This is a genomic window from Paenibacillus oryziterrae, assembly GCF_042610485.1.
Taxonomy (GTDB): Bacteria; Bacillota; Bacilli; order Paenibacillales; family Paenibacillaceae; genus Paenibacillus_AQ.
In genome coordinates this window covers 64,772-82,083 of sequence record NZ_JBGJZO010000005.1, presented here as the reverse complement: position 1 = coordinate 82,083, position 17,312 = coordinate 64,772, and the positions used below count along the sequence as shown (strand labels likewise).

Sequence of the window (17,312 nt, the reverse complement as noted above, 5' to 3'; positions counted from 1 at the left end):
GCTACTCTTCTTCCAGGCCGTTCAGCTCCTTGATGACTCTGCCAACACCTTCAGCCATCGCTTCTTCCAGATCAGCAAGCGCGTTCAGGTAAGAAATGATATTCTTGTTCACCTGACCTGAGCTTTCAATTAAACCGCTGGTATCGCCAAAATCGGGGTCCGAATCCGGCAGATCATGAACGATCTGCGACATTCGGACAGCAACATGACGTTCAGCATCCAGAATTCGCGCCATCTGTTCGTGCGTATGGGCCATGTGCTGCAGCACCTTGGTGATCTTATCCTGCATCTTCATGTCTCCTTTGCTCAAACGCCCTGCTACAGCATATGCGGCAGAAGCCCTAGCTGTGCCGGGTAAGCCGCAGGCTTCAGCGAAGGTGATAAATATAAAAGACACGAATACCTCCCTAAGGTACCCGTGTCCTTTATTGGGTCATCCGTTTAATTGCTGCCTTATGGCAAAACATCTCTCAGCTTATCCCCGGCCTCCTGCAGAGACTGGAACGTTCCTGCATCACTCCACCATTCCTTAAGCACATCGTAGCTAAGCTTGCGGTCTTTGGCGTACAGATTATTGACATCTGTAATCTCCAGTTCTCCCCTCTTTGAAGGAGATACGTGCTTGATAATTTCAAACACCTCATCATCATACATATAGATGCCAGTTACACAATATCCGGTTTTGGGATGCTTCGGTTTCTCTTCTATATAGGCAATTAAGGCCGGGTCCACACTGTCAAACACAGGAACACCATATCTGCGGGCATCCTCCACCGGCTTAAGCAGAACTTTAGCCGTTCCTTTCGGTTGTTCGAGGTAGCTTGAGATATAGGGTGTTAAATCGTCGAGAAAAAGATTATCCCCGAGCAGAACCACAAACCGTTCACCTGCTGGAATGAAACTTCTTGCCAGTTCCAAAGCCTCCGCAATCCCTCCGGCAGCTTCCTGAATTTTGTATGTCAGGGATACACCGAATGCTTCACCGCTGCCTAAGAAGTCCGTATACAATCCGGCTGACTGCTTGCTGATGACGAGAAGAATATCGGTTATGCCACCCCGGCGCAGCCGGTCAATGCCGTAACACACCATAGGATATTTGCCGACCGGAAGCAAATGTTTGTTCATAAGCCGGGTCAGCGGATGCAGCCTTGTGCCTGTTCCGCCCGCCAGTATGACTCCTTTCACTACCTTTCCTCCTCAACATTTAGTGGAGCACAGCGCTCCCAGCACCTTGGTCATCGCAATACAAGTTATTAATCTCCGCATTTTCACATGAATACCGCGGGATCAATATGCCATTTATCTACAAATAGCTTACGGTTTCGCTCCACCAGCTCCTGCAATCTCTCGTTATAATCCCTTTTAAAGCTCGCGCTTCCTTCATGGTGTACCAGGCAATCCCCGGCGATTAGCAGCCGATAACCCAGCAGCCGGGCACGAAAGCAATAATCATCATCTTCATAATGGCCCGGCGAGAACCTCTCATCAAGCAATCCTGTCCGTTCAAGCAGTTCCCTTTTAAACAATAAGCACAACCCTACCAGACGCCGGCATTCGCTCCATTTAGAGGGATCGGGCATATTAGCATTTTCTGTAACCCTATGAAATTCTTCTATACCCTTGTACGTAGTCTTCACCTGCTGCCTGCCGCTGGCATAATTGGTGACAGGCCCAACCATGCCGGTATCTGGAGAACTGTACAATGCCGACCTCAGGTTGGACAACCAGTTTCTTGATACGGTAACATCATTGTTCAGAAGCAGTAATTCTTCACCGGAAGCAAGACGTAAGCCCCAGTTGCAAGCAGCCGGAAATCCGCTATTGGCAGGCAGTGAGACGAAAGCAAGCTTCTCGGTCCGGCAGTATTCCGCCGTTCCGTCCTTTGATCCATTGTCGACCACAATGATTTCATATTGTTGGGGCGTATGCGCCCGAATCGCCTCGATACAGGATCGCAGCATGCTAAAGCCATTGTAAGTGGGAATAATTATGCTGGTCTTCGTCATAACCCATTCCTCCATGATGCCATTAAGCGCCTTTTCTCCGCATGGTTACCACCGGTGAGCAGCCGGTTTCCTTCTCGTGCCAGCACCTCTTGCAGTGCTTCAGCATGATCACCTGAGATCAACAGCTCCATAGCATTCCCCTGACCCGTGTTCGCCTGGCGCTGGCGATTCTTCTTAATTACATTCACTGTCCCTGCTTTCGTTACAAGCAGCTTATGCATTAAGGCGATTGCCTGCGCTTTCGGCGGAACCATGAGCTCTTGGTATCCAATGACTTCCACCGCCCGGCGGGACAAGGCATGAGGTACTGCTGTCAAGGAGCCGGTACCCAGATCATCCCGACCCAAAATTGTATTTAAAAACAGTTTGCACCGGGTCACATCGTCCCAAAGGGCAAAAGAAGGAAGCAGGGAATCAATATCATTAAGCGCTACATCAGCCCCTTTGGCAATGACCTCCAGGAAGGGCAGAAGCAGGGGTGCAGAAATCACCATATCCCCATCCAGAAAGAGCAAGATATCCCCCCGGCTCAGCTTAGCTCCAATAGCCCGGCCCACATCATGTCCGGCAGATTCCGGACAATGTACAATAATCGCCTCCCTGCTCAACCTCGCCCGCTGAAAGCTGCGATCCTGGCAGCCGTTGAGTACAACAATAATCTCCTCCGGATTCAAGCGTGAGGCCTGCCTGATCACCTGTGAAATCGTATCTTCTTCATTACGTGCCGATATAATGACCGACAGCGTGCGGCGTAAACCTGATATACCGGTACGCCATAAGCTCTGCAGTTTACGGGAATTTGGAGGGCCAGATGTTTGAATTCGCTTTAAGGTCTTACGTGTCTTGCGACCCGGACTCCCTGCGGAGATCCCCTTCCGGGAATAGGCTGAACCTCTGCGTTTCCTCATAGCCATTTCACCTCACCAACTCCCGGCGGCGCGCCCCGTCAGGAAACCCGGCTCTGCTTCCCCGTCTTTTGAGCACCAGATCGATAGCTTCCAGATGATCTGTGACAACCAGATGCTGTAGAGGATCTTTACCATCTTTCTTGCGGCGGACTGCATTCAGCTTACCGACGGGCACAGCATGCACCGGCTCTACCCTAAGCCCTTCCAGAACAGCATAGACATGCGCAACCGGAGGCCGCGATAAAATTGAAGTTCCCAGCACCTGGAGCGCCCTGCGGCTCATTGCATGCGGCACGGCCGTCATGGAACAACCTTTCAGATCGGGACGGTCAAGCATAATATTCAATACATGCTTGGAGAGTACAACCGGGTGAGGACACGTGCTCCGGACCGGACCGGAATAATCATTCAGGGCCACATCCACTCCGCCCGCAATAGCCTTGACAAAAGGACGGAGGAGGGAAGCTGACAGCATCAGATCACCATCGGTAAATAGCAGAATATCTCCTTTGGCTGCTTCAGCCCCGATACCGCGGCCGACGTCGTGCCCAAGCGGCTCATCAAAGGTGATAACATGTGCTCCGCAATTTCGGGCTATAGCTTCGGTACCGTCCGCTGATCCATTGGAAATAACAATGACCTCGCAACGCGGGTGAACACCTCTGGCTCCAGCAATCGCCTTCGCAATGGTTCCTGCTTCATTCATGGCAGGAATGATGACCGAAACCAAAGGCTCAGGATGATTAACCGGGTACAACTGTGCAGTTTGCCGTGCGGGCTGCACGGAACGCTGCAACGGACGGGCAAGCCGCCGCCCCGTGCGGCGGGCAACTGATCTTCTGGTTTTCAAGCTCATCCACCTTCCTTGCAGGGGCATGTTCCCAGGCTGAGGGTACACCACAGTTTATGTATTCCGTCGTACAGGGTAACGGCCAATGTCTCCTTTCACCAGAAAACGGGACAAATGTAGGGGGTAAGCCAAAAAACAGTACGCCACCAATTACCAGTGACGTACTGTTTTGAAAGTTCGGCGTTATTTTATTGTTATCAGTCAAACAACCGGTCATCTCCCGTAATGGTATATAGCGGAGTACCGATGGCAATCCAGGAAACCACACCATAGAAATGCTGAGTTTCTTTCAGGCGCACCACTTCAATAACGGCATCGCCTTCATTCCTGCTCTTCAAGGAAGCGTGGAAGAAAGGCTGGTTGGTCATTGCAACAAGCACATATCCGGTGTGGCCAAAACCTTCCTCAAAGGTGATGTTGACATCCACGCTGGTACTATTTCCATTGAACATGAACGCCGTCATGCCGAACTGCTGGAGTGCCTCGCGGCTGCCTGCGCTTTGCACCGGGCTGAAAGCCAGATGATGGCTCTGAATCGCTCCGCGTGCCAGATGTTCGCCGCTAATGGCAGAAGGTGCAATATGGAAGCTTTGCACGCTTTCTTCCTCCAAATGGCGGGACTGTACAGCGAACGGAGATAATTTGGAGGAATCAATGACTTCATCCTGAAGCTCATCGGCCCCTACAGCTCCGGGAGCCAGCTGTTGCTGACCGACACTGCCCGCTGCCAATTTATTTCCGGTGATGCTGCCGTCTGGAAGCAGATCGGCGGTTTTTACCTCATCGGCCAGATGTGAAAGCTTAATACTGCCTGTGCGAATATGCCGGCTGTCCACAGCATCTTCTGCCAGATGGACGGCGTTCACGCTGTCCTGCCCCAGCTGTCCTGCACCGATGGCACCTTCCTGCAGCTTGACGCTGGTGATACTACCATCCGGAATCAACTCTGCACTCCGTACTTCCTCAGCCAGATGCTTAAGCCTAATTTCGCCTTCACGGATGTGCCGACCGTCAACCGAACCGCCAGCCAGATGCATATCTCCTACACTCTCCGGCCGAATATGGATAAAGCTAACGGATTGCTCTGCCAGCTTATCGCCGTTCACACTACCGTTCTGAAGCTGAATGGATGACACCGCGCCAGGCAGAAGATGGCTGTTGCCGATGGTCAACGGTCTGATCTGCGCCCCGCCGACACTTCCCGTAGACAGATGCCGGGCTTGAATCGAACTGTCTGCCAGTTTGTCGGCCGATACCGCACCAGCTTGCAGAGCAGCTCCCGTGACACTGTTCTCAGCCAGATGCTTGCCTTCAACCGCTCCCGGTGCCAGATGCTCCGAATCCACAGCCTCGATCTGCAGTACGCGTCCGCTGACACTGGCATCGCTCAGATGCTTCTCCTCCACGGTGTTCAAAGCGATATGTCCGCCGCCTATTGCCTCACTTGAAATTGTTCTTCCGGTCACCGCTTCATCGGAGATATGGCGTGTTTGTATGACGGCTTCCTGAAGCTGTGCCGGCCCTACGGCTTCCGCGCTCAAATGGTGATTGCTGACCGATTCATTCTGCAGGTGAGTTCCCTCTACGGACTGAGCCGCAATTTGGGGTCCACACACTGCAGAATTGGCAATATGTCTGGACTGTACCGCCTCATCGGCAAGCTTCGTCCCCAGCACGCTTTGATCGGCAAGCTTGGAGGTAGTGACCGCCTGTTCTGCGAGCTGTGAGGTGTGTACCGCCTCCTCCGCCAGCTTCTCCGAAGAAACGCTTTGGTCGACCAGATGATAACCGCTCACACTGCCCTCTGCCAGATGATAACCGTCAATGCTACCTTCCTGCAGCTTGCTGCCGCCCAGAGTCCCGTCAGGAATCAGTTCCGCACTCCGTACTTCCTCTGCCAGATGCGAAAGCGTAATACTGCCTCTGCGAATATTCCGGCTGTCCACGGCCTCGTCTGCCAAATGATCGGTGTTCACGCTGCCCTCTGCCAGATGATAACCGTCAATGGTACCTTCCTGCAGCTTGCTGCCGCCCAGAGCGCCGTCCGGAATCAGCTCCGCGCTCCGCACTTCATCCGCCAGATGCGTAAGCGTAATACTGCCTCTGCGAATATTCCGGCTGTCCACGGCCTCGTCTGCCAAATGATTGGCGTTTACGCTGCCTTCTGCCAGATGATAACCGTCAATGGTACCTTCCTGCAGCTTGCTGCCGCCCAGAGTCCCGTCCGGAATCAGCTCCGCGCTCCGCACTTCCTCTGCCAAGTGCTTAAGCGTAATTTCACCTTCACTTATATGCCGGGCTTGAACTGCATTGTCACCAATCGCCTCGGCACCAACCGAGCCTGCGGACAGATGCTCTTCCTGCACTGCCAATGGAGCAAGCTTGCTGGAAGAAACGCTGCCGTTGGCAAGTTTGGCGGTAGTAACAGCAATATCGCTGATTTTATCGGTCGATACACTTTCCGAAGCAAGCTTTAATGAAGTAATCACGTGATCTGCCAGGTGATACGGCTGTATGGCTCCAGCGGCAAGGTGAATTCCCTTCACTGAACTGACTGCTAATTTGTCACCCGATACCGATCCGGACTGCAGAGCGGCTGCTGTGACACTGTTCTCGGCCAGATGTTTACCATGAATGGCTCCCGGTACCAGATGCTCCGTATCCACAATTTCTTTTTGCAGTGCGCGTCTGGAGACGCTTGCGTCGTTCAGATGGTGTTCCTCCACCGCGGAAGAAGTAATATTTTCTCCGCTTACCGCTTCAGGGGCAATAGCCTTAGCAGTTACCGACCCGGATGCAAGTTTCTCGGAAGTTACAGTACCATCCGCCAGCTTCACAGTAGAAATACTTTGGTCCGACAGATGATAACTGCTTACGCTGCCTTCTGCCAGATGATAACCGCCAATGGAGCCCTCCATCAGCTTGTTGCCACTGATGCTGTTATCAGGCAGCTCCGCGCTCCTTACTTCCTCTGCCAGATGCTCAAGCATAATGCTTCCTGTACGGATATGCCGGCTGTCTACAGCATCATCTGTCAGATGATCAGCTTCCACGCTGTCCTGCGCCAGCTGCTCTGCACCAATGGCACCATCCACCAGCTTGTTGCCAGTGATACTGCCGTCCGGAATGAGCTCCGCGCTCCGCACTTCCTCTGCGAGATGCTTAAACCTGATTTCACCTGCACCAATATGCCGGCTGGCAACCGAACCATCAATCAGGTGCAAATCTCCCACACTCTCCGGCAGCAGATGGACAAAGCTAACGGATTCCGCTGCCAGCTTATCGCCGTTCACGCTGCCGTTCTGAAGCTGAATAGATGATATCGCACTTGGAAGAATGTGCCCGTTACCGATGGTTAAAGGTCGGATATGCGCCCCGCCGACACTGCCCGGGGACAAATGCCGGGCCTGAACCGCACTGTCACGGAGGGCTTCAGCAGCAACCGAGCCTGCGGACAGATGTTCTTCCTGTATTGCCGAAGGGGCAACCTTCTCGGGAGTAACACTGACATCGGCAAGTTTGGCGGTTGTGACGGCATAATCATTGATTTTGTCGGTCGATACGCTTTCCGGAGAAAGTTTTAGTGAAGTAACCACGTGATCTGCCAGGTGATGCGGCTGTATGGCTCCGGGGGTAAGATGAACTCCCTTGACCGCACTGGCTGCCAGCTTATCTGCCGATACCGAGCCAGATTGCAGCGCATTTGTTGTTACACTGTTCTCTGCCAGATGTTTGCCTTCAACCGCTCCCGGTGCCAGATGCTCCGAATCCACAACCTGGCTCTGCAGTACCCGTCCGCTAACACTTGCATCGTTCAGATGCTGCTCCTCCACGGTGCAAAAAGCGATATGTTCTCCGTTCACTGCTTCACGGGAAATAGCTCTTCCCGTCACAGCACCAGGTGCGAGCTTCGCAGAAGTTACGCTAGCGTCTGCCAGTTTGGCGACAGTCACACTGGACGGCAGCAGATGTGTTTCGGTCACAGCCCCAGCAGCAATCTGTCCACTGGTCACTGCACCATCCGAGAGGTGACGTGTTTGTACGGCTGAATCCTGAAGCTGTGCCTGCCCTACGGACCTCCCGCTCAGATGCTGATTGCTGACCGATTCACTCTGCAGATGAATGCCCGCTACGGACTGAGCTGCAATTTGCGGTCCGCGCACAGCGGACTTGGCGATATGACGGGTCTGCACAGCCTCATCGACGAGCTTGTGACCCAGGATACTCTGGTCAGCAATCTTTGATGAAGTGACTGCCTGTTCCACGAGTTGCGAGGTACCTACCGCTCCGTCCGTCAGCTTCACGAAAGAAATACTGTGGTCCGCCAAGTGATAACCCTGAATTTCCCCTTGGGCAAGATGACGGCCGAGTACACTGTCGGGACTCAGATGCTGGCTTCCTACTGCGTCTGCACCAAGCTGGCGTGGACCAACGGCTCCATCTACCAGATGCCCGGTTTCTACGCTGCCCGGCTGCAGCTGATTTCGGCCGATTAACCGGCCGGTAAGCTGCTCGGGGCCGATGGCACCATGCGCGAGATGCTTCGCAGTGATGGAACCCTCGATGATATGGCTGCTGTTGATCGAATCTTCCTTCAGCTTGGCGCCTGTGATTTCACCATCAGCGATATTGTCGCCGGATACTGCATCGACGGCTAATTTGGACCGGTCGATAATCCCATTGGCCAGGTGGCGGCCGGAAATACTGCCACTCTGGATTTTGTCACCGGATACCGCTCCGTCCTCAAGCAATTCGTTATTAATGATAAATTCACTTAAATGTCTGCTCTCAATGGATCGATCAGCGATTTTTCCGCCGCCGATAATCCGGTCTGCCAGTTTCTCCGGACCAATGCTGTCATCCTTCAGCTTTTCTCCACCGATAGAATGATCGAGCAGCTTGCCGCCGGAGATACTTCCTTCCGCCAAATGCTCTCCCGAAACGGATTGCTGGGCGAGTTTCGAGGAAGTTACCGCCTTATCGGCAATGTTTATGTTTTGTACTGCATAATCCTGAAGCCAAGGTGTGCCAATAATGCCGAATTTCAATTTGGAACCGTCAATCGTGCGGGGTGCAATCTTTGGTCCGGTAACTGCGAAATCAGAAAGATCGTCAGTATATACCGGCTGTAGCCGTTCCTTCCCGGGATCTGACAACGGCGCTGCAAAGACGGGGGCGGGTTGATAATTCTCTCTCTCCAAGGTAAGCGAAGAATGCAGCGATACTTCACCGGCCGTTTGTACGCCGTCCTGCCACTCTATAACCTCCTCAGGTAGACTCTCCTGCTGTTGATTGCCGGCCTCCGGATAATCTGGCGTCTTCCGACTGCTCTCCAGCATACTGAGTTCTGTGATATTGGGATTATCGACAAAATAAAGCCGCTTCTTCATTTGATTCGGTTGCTTCTTTTTGGGACTCCTCACTAGCAGTCTCCTCCTTCCAGCTAATGTTTCTCCTAGGCATCATATGCAGTGGAGTGGGCGAATGACACCCAAAAAAAGGGCATCTGCCGCACCTCATTCGTCCACCCTGACACCCGCGTACAAACATACACTAGAGGTAGCAGGGAAGCCGGTATGTAAGACAGGACAGGAGGGGCCAGCATGGAGCGCAGATTCGCCGGAATTTTGCTCAATTCCGTGATGTACCGGGGGATTCCCCGCCTTAATACGGGTCAGGAATCTCTATCCAACTATGAGGAAGCAGCTTCCTTATATGGCGTGACCCCCTGCTACCTCAGGTTGGAGGATATAGATGCTGAGACCGGATTCGCCTATGCCTTTATCAAAGGTACACGCGGCTACGCTAGAACAATCATCCCGATTCCCGGGGTTATTCACAACCGGGCCATCATCGGTCCGGAAAATAAACGCATAGAGCAGCTTATCCGCAAAGGCCCCAAAGTATTTAATACCTGCAACCGGTATGGCAAGGATATCATCCACGGGCTTCTGGAGCAGCACGAGGACCTTAAGGGATATCTGCCAGCAACGGAAAAAGGGGCTTCAGGCTTGAAGACAATGATGCAGCAGTTCCCGGATCTTATTCTTAAGCCGTGCCGAGGCAGCGTAGGAAATGGGGTTATGCGCCTGACTCATGTCGGGAACGGCCGCTGGATCTGGAGCTTAATGCCTTCTCAAGGACGCTGGGTCACAGTCCCGGTGCATCAGGATGCTCTGCCTAAGAACCTCCTTCTGCGCCTTGCGGCGGTTCCTTACTTGGTGCAAGAACGTATTTCACTCGCCGAAATTACCGGACGGCCGTTTGATCTTCGCGTTTCAGTCCAGCGTAACTGGGGAGGAGAATGGCAGCTTACCGGAATGTTCGCCAAGGTTGCCCCTCCGGGCGGATTTGTCTCCAACATTGCCCGGGGCGGTGAAGCTGTAAATGCATCTGATGCATTAGACCATGTCTTCCCCCGGTCTAAAGCCGCGAATCTGCGAATGGCAGCCGGAAGCCTGGGCCTGTCCGTCGCCCGCGCACTGGACCAACATTTGGAGGGACTTGCCGATATTGGTCTGGATATCGGAATTACGGGAGACGGACGTTTGTTTTTTATCGAATGCAACGGGCGTGATCAGCGTTACGGCTTCCTTAAGGCGGGACTCGCGGAGACATGGAAAAAAAGCTATACCCATCCCATCAGCTATGCTCGTTATTTGATGGAAAGCGGCGTACCGAGATAAGTTTTATTGATTTGTCTTCTATTCTATGTCAATATAATGCAGAGCGGAGACGGCCGGGTTCCTACTGGCCGTACTGCTGTATTATGGAAGGGAGATGGGCATGGTTAAACAATTGTTACGGCTGATGACCGAGCTGTCTTCATACAGATGGCTTTCCAAGCTGATGGGATACATCGCCCACAGCAGAATCAGCCGCTTTTTGATCCCGGTATTTATTCGTATATATCAAATTCCTGCGGCTCAGGCCGAGAAGAACCCTGAAGAATACCGTTCACTGAATGAATTTTTCAGCCGGCGGCTGAAAACAGGAATGCGGCCCGTTGCTGCAGATCCGGATGCGCTGGCAAGTCCTGTGGACGCGCTGATCACCGCTATGGGTGAGATTAATGCAGGTACCATCATGAATGTAAAAGGTCAGGATTATTCCCTTGAGGAACTGCTGAATCATTCTCCACATCTGGAGCTGTACAAGAAAGGATACTTTTTTGTATTGTACTTAAGCCCTACGGACTATCACCGCATTCATTCCCCGCTGAGCGGACGTTTGGCGGAGAGCGATTATCTTAAGGGCCGGGCTTATCCCGTGAACGAATTTGGTATGAGGCACATGAAAAACGTACTTAGCCGCAATGAACGACTTATTACTTATATAGCGGGTGAATACGGCGAAGCCGCTGTCGTCAAGGTAGGCGCGATGAACGTAAGCAGCATCCGTTATGCGCAAGAAGATGCGAAAGCCTGGGAGAAGGGTGAAGATCTGGCTTACTTTGAGTTCGGTTCTACTGTAGTGCTCCTAACGGAGAGCGGCACATTTACTCCGAGACCCGGCCTTACGCCTGAGACCAAGGTGAAGATGGGAGAATGGCTGGGCACGCTTCATCCGCGTCAATAGACGAAGGGAAGCCGGTTCTCTTATGCCAAAAAGGATGCTTACCATCAAAGGCAGCACCCGCAGATTGAATATGATACAAGACTGTCCCGCTGGCCATGGTCAGAACGGGATAGTCTTTTTTTATATTAATCAATATAAGACTCATAGCTAATAGAGATACCGTCTACTCCGTAACCTTACCCTGGTTGGCGACCTCGCGGGCTTTAGCCTCTACCTCATCACGTTCCCCCAGATAAAATCGGCTCAGCGGTTTGATCTCGTCATCTAATTTGTACACGAGAGGTACGCCGGTTGGAATGTTAAGGTCGAGAAGCGCCGCTTCATCAATATCCTCCATGTATTTAATCAAGGCTCTGAGCGTATTACCGTGCGCCGAAATAAGAACACGCTCTTTTTTGCGCACCAGCGGCACGATCCGGTTGGCCCAGAAATCACCGACCCGGTGCATCGTGTCCTCAAGGCTCTCCCCGCGGGGAATCTCGCCGGCGCGAACCTGCTGGTACCGCACATCATTACGGGCATAACGCGGATCATCGGTCTCCAGCAGCGGAGGCCGGACGGACAGGCTGCGCCGCCAAATATGCAGCTGTTCGTCGCCATACTTTAGCGCTGTTTCGCTTTTGCTCAGACCCTGAAGCGCACCATAATGCCGTTCATTCAGTTTCCACGATTTCTGCACCGGAATCCACAGCAGCTCCATCTCATCCAGGATATAGTGAAGTGTCTTAATGGATCTCTTCAGTACCGAAGCGAACGCCAGATCAAAGGTATACCCGTTATCTTTCAAAAGCTTACCTGCAGCCTTAGCCTCCTGAATACCTTTCTCAGTCAGATCCGGGTCACTCCAGCCCGTGAACAGATTCTGCACATTGTACTGACTTTCGCCATGACGGATAAGTACGATTTCATACATATTCCTTCTCTCCTTTCGGCATAACCTCGGGCAACAGCGATGCATCACTTATTCCTTGATTCCATGTCAGTTCTGTCCACCTCACGTGCTTAGGACGTGCTCCTCTGCAACAGGGATAGTAGGATACGCCGGAACAGAGCATCCGGCAGCCATTTCCCGGCACGGGCAGTCCACACCGTTGAACGAGGCAGCTTATAACGCGGACGGGGACGGCGGGTGCAGGCAATGTGCCCTACAAGCGACGCCACCTCCTGCGGATCACCGCTCCCGGTGGCACTCTGCCTGGCATAAGCCAGCACGGACTCCATCATTCCGCGGTAAGGCGAATCCTCAGTCCCCTGCATGGAAGCGAAGCCCTTCTCCCAGATGTCCGTGCCGTACGAGCCCGGCTCCACCAGAATGACATCGATGTCAAATGGCTTTAGCTCCAGTGCCAGGCATTCACTGAACCCTTCCAGCGCGAACTTGGAGGCAGCATATGGACCAAAGCCGGGAAACCCGACCAAACCGCTGATGCTGCTCATCTGAATAATTCTGCCGTATCCCTGCTCCCGCATACCTGGAAGTACCGCCTGAGTAACCGACACATTGCCAATAAAATTGGTCTCCATCTGCAGGCGCCACGTATCCAGGGGGATCTCTTCCGCGAATCCGCCCCATACACTGCCTGCATTATTTACGAGCAAGCTGATCCCGCCAAACAAGCTCTCTGCCTGCCCTATAGCAGCTTGAACCTGGCTCTCCATGGTGATGTCCATCTCGAGTACGGTTATATTGGCCTCCACTCCAGCCAGACGGGCTGCCTCCATCAAAGGCCCCGCGGCCTCAGGCCGGCGCATCCCGGCAGCTACTTTATACCCTTTTTTAGCCAGTTCCACGCTGATCAGCAGTCCGAAACCTGACGAAGTGCCGGTGACAAGAGCAGTCCGCCGCCTTGCCTCCTCCGTTCTTTTATTCATCTCACGATCATCCTCTCACGCCTGCAAGCGGCTCTATCTTTGTATTCTGTCACAGGCTTAGCGGCAACCTGGTTCCCTACTATTTGAAGCAACCCCGAAATTTAACGGATCTCTGACGGACTTTTGCCGGTATGCTGTTTAAACTGTCGGCTGAAAAAGAAGATATCACGGTAGCCAAGCGCGTCCGCCACCTCCGTTACATTCATTCCCGCATACAGCAGCAAATGCTGTGCGCGTTCAATACGGGCATGAATGACATAGGACTGGACCGAGGTGCCAATGAGCTCCTTGAATTTAATGGAGAAATAACGCGGTGACAACCCGGCGCGGGCTGCGAGATCCTCCACCCGATGTGATGCACTCGGGTGTTGGCTCACATAGTTAGCCACCTCGTGAATAACCTCCGTCAATTGGTTGCTGGCACTGCGTTCCACAGGCTGCACCTTGTCCTCCCGCAGCAGATGGATCATCAACTGCTTCAGAATGAGACGCCCCTCCTCCTCAGCGGCAAAGGTCTTTACCAGAAAGAGACGCACATACCGCGCCAGCATATGCTCGAATTCAACGGTTTCATCCAGCATGCGGTAAGGAAGAGGAATTTCCTTCACTTCCTCCTCGATATCGAAATGGATATATGTAATGACCAGCGGTTTTTGCGGATTATGAGTTGCACTGGTATGGTCTCCCGGACGGAACAAGAAACAGCTTCCTTTACCAACTGGATAAGAAACCCCGCCGCGAATAACCGTACCTTCCCCGCTCCAAACATAGAATAAATCATAATTTTGCAGCGGCTTCTCTCTTTTTTGCCATTTCCACCCTGGCTCGCAGACGATCTTGGCCAAAGCAGGCAGGATGATAAAAGAGGATGGCGATGCATGCAGCATACTCTTCCCTCCCGAAGTATATTTTCACCATCATACCTTGTCACGTTCGATTTTGCACATCATTCAGAAGCCCGTTCGCAAACTATTTGGAAATTAGGTCCTTTCGTCAGTGACGGGCGCATTCTACGATGATATAATGTTAGGCAATGTTAGCAGTATGTATCCCCAAGATAGCGGAAGGATGAAAAAAATGAACGAACTTGCTGGACAATTGAATGAAAATATCAAGTCCGGAAATAAACATGTATACGACATGCTCTCCACACTCGGCAAGGAAATTTATTTCCCGAAAGAAGGCATTCTAAGCCAGTCCGCAGAAGCGGCTGCCCATGCCAAGAAGTACAATGCCACAATCGGCATTGCCACTGAAAAAGGTGTTCCTATGCACCTAGGCGTTATCCAGGATAAGTTGTCCGCTTTCCATCCCAAAGACCTGTACGGCTATGCTCCTCCTGCAGGTAAGCCGGAACTTCGCACAGTATGGCGCGAGAAGATGCTCCGTGAGAACCCGTCACTTGCAGGCAAGTCCTTCAGCAATCCTGTGGTTACCAATGCGCTGACCCACGGGCTGAGTGTTGTAGCTGACCTTTTTGTAGAAGAAGGAGATGCTGTCGTTTATCCCGACAAGAACTGGGAGAACTACGAACTGACCTTCGGAATCCGCCGCCATGGCGTGACAGTGAACTACCCGCTGTTTACGGAAGATCTCAAGTTTAACAGTGCAGGCCTAACCGAAGCGCTGCTGGCACAGAAGGATAAGGGTAAAGCAATCGTGCTGCTGAACTTCCCAAACAACCCGACTGGCTATACCCCGAGCAGAGAGGAAGGCGAAGCCATCGTTGCCGCCATCAAGACTGCTGCGGAAGCCGGAATTAATATTGTGGTAGTCAGCGATGATGCGTATTTCGGACTTTTCTTCGAGGATTCGCTTAAAGAATCTCTCTTCGGACAGCTGGCGAACCTGCATCCGCGTGTTCTAGCCATCAAGATTGACGGAGCAACCAAAGAAGAATTCGTCTGGGGCTTCCGTGTAGGATTTATCACCTACGCTTCGGATGACAAGGACCTGCTTGCAGCATTGGAGCAAAAAACACTCGGCATCATCCGGGCGACCATTTCCAGCGGAGCGCATCCTTCACAGACCTTCGTGCTGGAAGCACTCAAGGCATCCGAGTTCGAAGCTCAGAAGGAAGAAAAATTCCAAATTATGAAAGGCCGCGCCAACAGAGTGAAGTCATTGCTCGACAGCGGCAAATACGGCGATGACGTATGGACCTACTATCCGTTCAACTCCGGTTACTTTATGTGCCTTAAGCTGCACACCGTTAACGCTGAAGAACTGCGGCTCCATCTGATCCATAATTACGGACTGGGTACCATTGCCCTAGGCGAAACCGATCTCCGCATTGCCTTCTCCTGTATTGAAGAGGAGAACCTGGAGGATTTGTTCGATCTCGTCTACTCCGGAATCCGTGATCTGGAGAAAGCCTGATCCTTCGGATGAATAGAAGTCTGCATCAGCTCCCTTTAACCGGAGCTGATTTTTTTATGCTCCTTTCCGGCATTGGCCTATACACGCTTATTCCTCCGCACATACAATACCGTGTACAGATCAAGTACAATCACACACGCGAAAGGGGAATGAACATGAGCGAAGAAGTAAGAGGCGGATACGGATACGGACCTTTCACAAGTACTGGTGCTATCCTTGTTCTTTTTATCCTGTTGGTTATCATCAGCCGTTCACTCTTTGTTTAATTAATACCGGGAGCAATCCCCGGGAGGGGGCTGTCGCTCCCTCCCAACCAAGCGTGTCCATACCAATATTCAATTAAGAAAAAGTGGCTCTGAGCTTACACTTTCTGATATCGAAGATACATTCTCATGCCTGTAATTTAAATAAGACGCCTTACGGAAGCTGCAACTTCCTGTAAGGCGTCTTGTTTGTTATAACTATACAGGATTGCCTGTCGGCACAGCCTGATCTTAATAATCGTCATCTTCCGGATGTAGGGTAACCTTGCGGGACAAATAGCCCCTGAAGAAATAAGCGAGAACCACTCCTGCCAGTAGAGTTCCCGCCGCAGGAAGCGGCCGCTGCAAGGCTGTACTCAGAAAAGGAACCCATAAAAGGATGACCGCCAGAAGATGGAGGTGAAAGACGAATTGCATCGTATTCAAACCTCGTGTGCCTTCCGGAAGCGGATATACCGTGAGCCAGAAGGATTCATTGTGCAGCTTGCGCAAAGAAGTCAACTGTACCCCGATGACGAACAGGAAGAACAGATACAGCGCGCTGCCAATCAGACTGGCGCGGTTCCACCAGTTCAGCAACAGAGATAACAGAGCAATGCGCATGACCATTCCGAGTACATCGCCCCGTGCAAAGCTCTTGGTCAGAAGATACCGATAGGCGTTCTCCTTCTGCCAGGGAATACGACTTCCGAAACCAGAGAGCAGTCTCCGGGAATATACCCGCTGACCACGGCCCGGCACATCTACAAACCATCCCAGGACCAATAAAGCCCGGTTCCCCTGATTCTTCTCTGTTGTGATAAGCTTCTCCCACGGTACCGCATGCCTCCCCGGCACAGCAAGCGCTGCAACATAGGCGGCAGCCAGCAATACGATGAAGATCAGCCCCCGCCCGGCAGGCTGCCAGAGCCATGCCGCTATCATCAGTCCACCTGCAGCCCAGCGCAGCAGAGTAAAGGCTTTGGAGGCAGCGCTTGAGATCACCGCCAGCTCCCTCCAGTACCCGTAAGCCGACAGCAGCTTAATACCCAGCAGTAGCAGCCCCGTTGCCCACAGCGCTTTTGGGGTTGTTTCCGTACGTATGTATAACGGCCATAATGTAATTAGAATAAACGCTAGACGCAAGGTCTTCCATAAAACTCCGCTGACCCAGACCGGCCGGAAATATTCTCTCATCCGGTGACTCTGAGGCAGAAGAAAGACCGTGTCCGGGCTCTGCAGATACGTTCTGAAGCTGCTGTGTACCGCAGCAGGCAGCAGCAGGGCCAGCATAATCCAGCGGATTGGAACTCCCTCCGGTATATTTCCCAGTAATGAAGCATACCAGGCCGAGAAAGCGATTAGCACGAACATGAACACCATCGCCACACCGCTTTGTATGATATAACCGGCATAAGGAAGCATACTTCCCATAAATTGGCCGCGCCGCTCCCGGCGCAGCTCTTTCAAATCCATA

Annotated in this window: 14 protein-coding genes; 4 read left to right on the top strand and 10 right to left on the bottom strand. The window is 52.4% G+C overall.

Annotated elements, in window-relative coordinates; translation table 11 throughout:
• Nucleotide 1 precedes the first annotated feature (1 nt).
• The 6 genes from ACAN55_RS08045 to ACAN55_RS08020 all read right to left on the bottom strand — a co-directional run bounded on the left by ACAN55_RS08045 (nucleotide 2) and on the right by ACAN55_RS08020 (nucleotide 9,187).
• Nucleotides 2-397 (bottom strand): nucleoside-diphosphate sugar epimerase, encoded by a 396-nt coding sequence (locus tag ACAN55_RS08045; protein ID WP_379130570.1) that lies wholly within the window; start codon nucleotides 395-397, stop codon nucleotides 2-4.
• A 56-nt stretch (nucleotides 398-453) separates the two neighbouring features.
• Nucleotides 454-1,185, bottom strand: a complete 732-nt coding sequence (locus ACAN55_RS08040; RefSeq protein ID WP_379130568.1) for a sugar phosphate nucleotidyltransferase — start codon at nucleotides 1,183-1,185, stop codon at nucleotides 454-456.
• A gap of 83 nt (nucleotides 1,186-1,268) precedes the next feature.
• On the bottom strand, nucleotides 1,269-2,006 hold the full coding sequence (locus tag ACAN55_RS08035; RefSeq protein WP_379130566.1) for a glycosyltransferase family 2 protein: 738 nt from the start codon (nucleotides 2,004-2,006) through the stop codon (nucleotides 1,269-1,271).
• The gene (locus ACAN55_RS08030) at nucleotides 2,003-2,914 is read right to left on the bottom strand and encodes a glycosyltransferase family 2 protein (protein WP_379130563.1); all 912 of its coding nucleotides are present in this window, start codon (nucleotides 2,912-2,914) and stop codon (nucleotides 2,003-2,005) included. Before ACAN55_RS08030 ends, ACAN55_RS08035 begins: the two co-directional genes overlap by 4 nt.
• A gap of 7 nt (nucleotides 2,915-2,921) precedes the next feature.
• A complete protein-coding gene (locus ACAN55_RS08025; protein WP_379130561.1) occupies nucleotides 2,922-3,770 on the bottom strand; it encodes a glycosyltransferase family 2 protein in 849 nt (282 codons plus the stop codon).
• Nucleotides 3,771-3,961: 191 nt separating this feature from the next.
• Nucleotides 3,962-9,187: a WIAG-tail domain gene (locus ACAN55_RS08020; RefSeq protein ID WP_379130559.1), complete on the bottom strand. Its 5,226-nt coding sequence runs from the start codon at nucleotides 9,185-9,187 to the stop codon at nucleotides 3,962-3,964.
• Between the two features lie 180 nt (nucleotides 9,188-9,367).
• On the opposite strand from ACAN55_RS08020, the gene ACAN55_RS08015 reads away from it, so the two are divergent.
• Both ACAN55_RS08015 and asd read left to right on the top strand, forming a co-directional pair.
• Entirely contained in the window at nucleotides 9,368-10,450 is a 1,083-nt protein-coding gene (locus ACAN55_RS08015; RefSeq protein WP_379130556.1) for a YheC/YheD family endospore coat-associated protein, read from the top strand.
• A 100-nt stretch (nucleotides 10,451-10,550) separates the two neighbouring features.
• The gene (gene asd, locus ACAN55_RS08010; RefSeq protein WP_379130552.1) at nucleotides 10,551-11,342 is read left to right on the top strand and encodes an archaetidylserine decarboxylase; all 792 of its coding nucleotides are present in this window, start codon (nucleotides 10,551-10,553) and stop codon (nucleotides 11,340-11,342) included.
• A 163-nt stretch (nucleotides 11,343-11,505) separates the two neighbouring features.
• Here the strand turns inward: asd and gpmA are convergent, their stop codons facing one another.
• From gpmA to ACAN55_RS07995, 3 genes are all read right to left on the bottom strand, one after another.
• Nucleotides 11,506-12,255, bottom strand: a complete 750-nt coding sequence (gpmA, locus tag ACAN55_RS08005) for a 2,3-diphosphoglycerate-dependent phosphoglycerate mutase (RefSeq protein ID WP_379130550.1) — start codon at nucleotides 12,253-12,255, stop codon at nucleotides 11,506-11,508.
• Between the two features lie 89 nt (nucleotides 12,256-12,344).
• Nucleotides 12,345-13,214 (bottom strand): SDR family oxidoreductase, encoded by an 870-nt coding sequence (locus tag ACAN55_RS08000; RefSeq protein ID WP_379130548.1) that lies wholly within the window; start codon nucleotides 13,212-13,214, stop codon nucleotides 12,345-12,347.
• A gap of 101 nt (nucleotides 13,215-13,315) precedes the next feature.
• Nucleotides 13,316-14,101 carry a helix-turn-helix domain-containing protein gene (locus ACAN55_RS07995; RefSeq protein ID WP_379130546.1) on the bottom strand — a complete coding sequence of 262 codons (786 nt, stop codon included), beginning with the start codon at nucleotides 14,099-14,101 and terminating at the stop codon, nucleotides 13,316-13,318.
• 190 nt (nucleotides 14,102-14,291) lie between these two features.
• Here ACAN55_RS07995 and ACAN55_RS07990 point away from each other — a divergent pair, with 190 nt between their 5' ends.
• On the top strand, nucleotides 14,292-15,593 hold the full coding sequence (locus tag ACAN55_RS07990) for an aminotransferase class I/II-fold pyridoxal phosphate-dependent enzyme (protein WP_379130543.1): 1,302 nt from the start codon (nucleotides 14,292-14,294) through the stop codon (nucleotides 15,591-15,593).
• 155 nt (nucleotides 15,594-15,748) lie between these two features.
• Nucleotides 15,749-15,859 carry a YjcZ family sporulation protein gene (locus tag ACAN55_RS07985; protein WP_238652264.1) on the top strand — a complete coding sequence of 37 codons (111 nt, stop codon included), beginning with the start codon at nucleotides 15,749-15,751 and terminating at the stop codon, nucleotides 15,857-15,859.
• 228 nt (nucleotides 15,860-16,087) lie between these two features.
• Here ACAN55_RS07985 and ACAN55_RS07980 read toward each other — a convergent pair whose 3' ends face one another.
• Nucleotides 16,088-17,311 carry an ABC transporter permease gene (locus ACAN55_RS07980; protein WP_379130540.1) on the bottom strand — a complete coding sequence of 408 codons (1,224 nt, stop codon included), beginning with the start codon at nucleotides 17,309-17,311 and terminating at the stop codon, nucleotides 16,088-16,090.
• Nucleotide 17,312 lies beyond the last annotated feature (1 nt).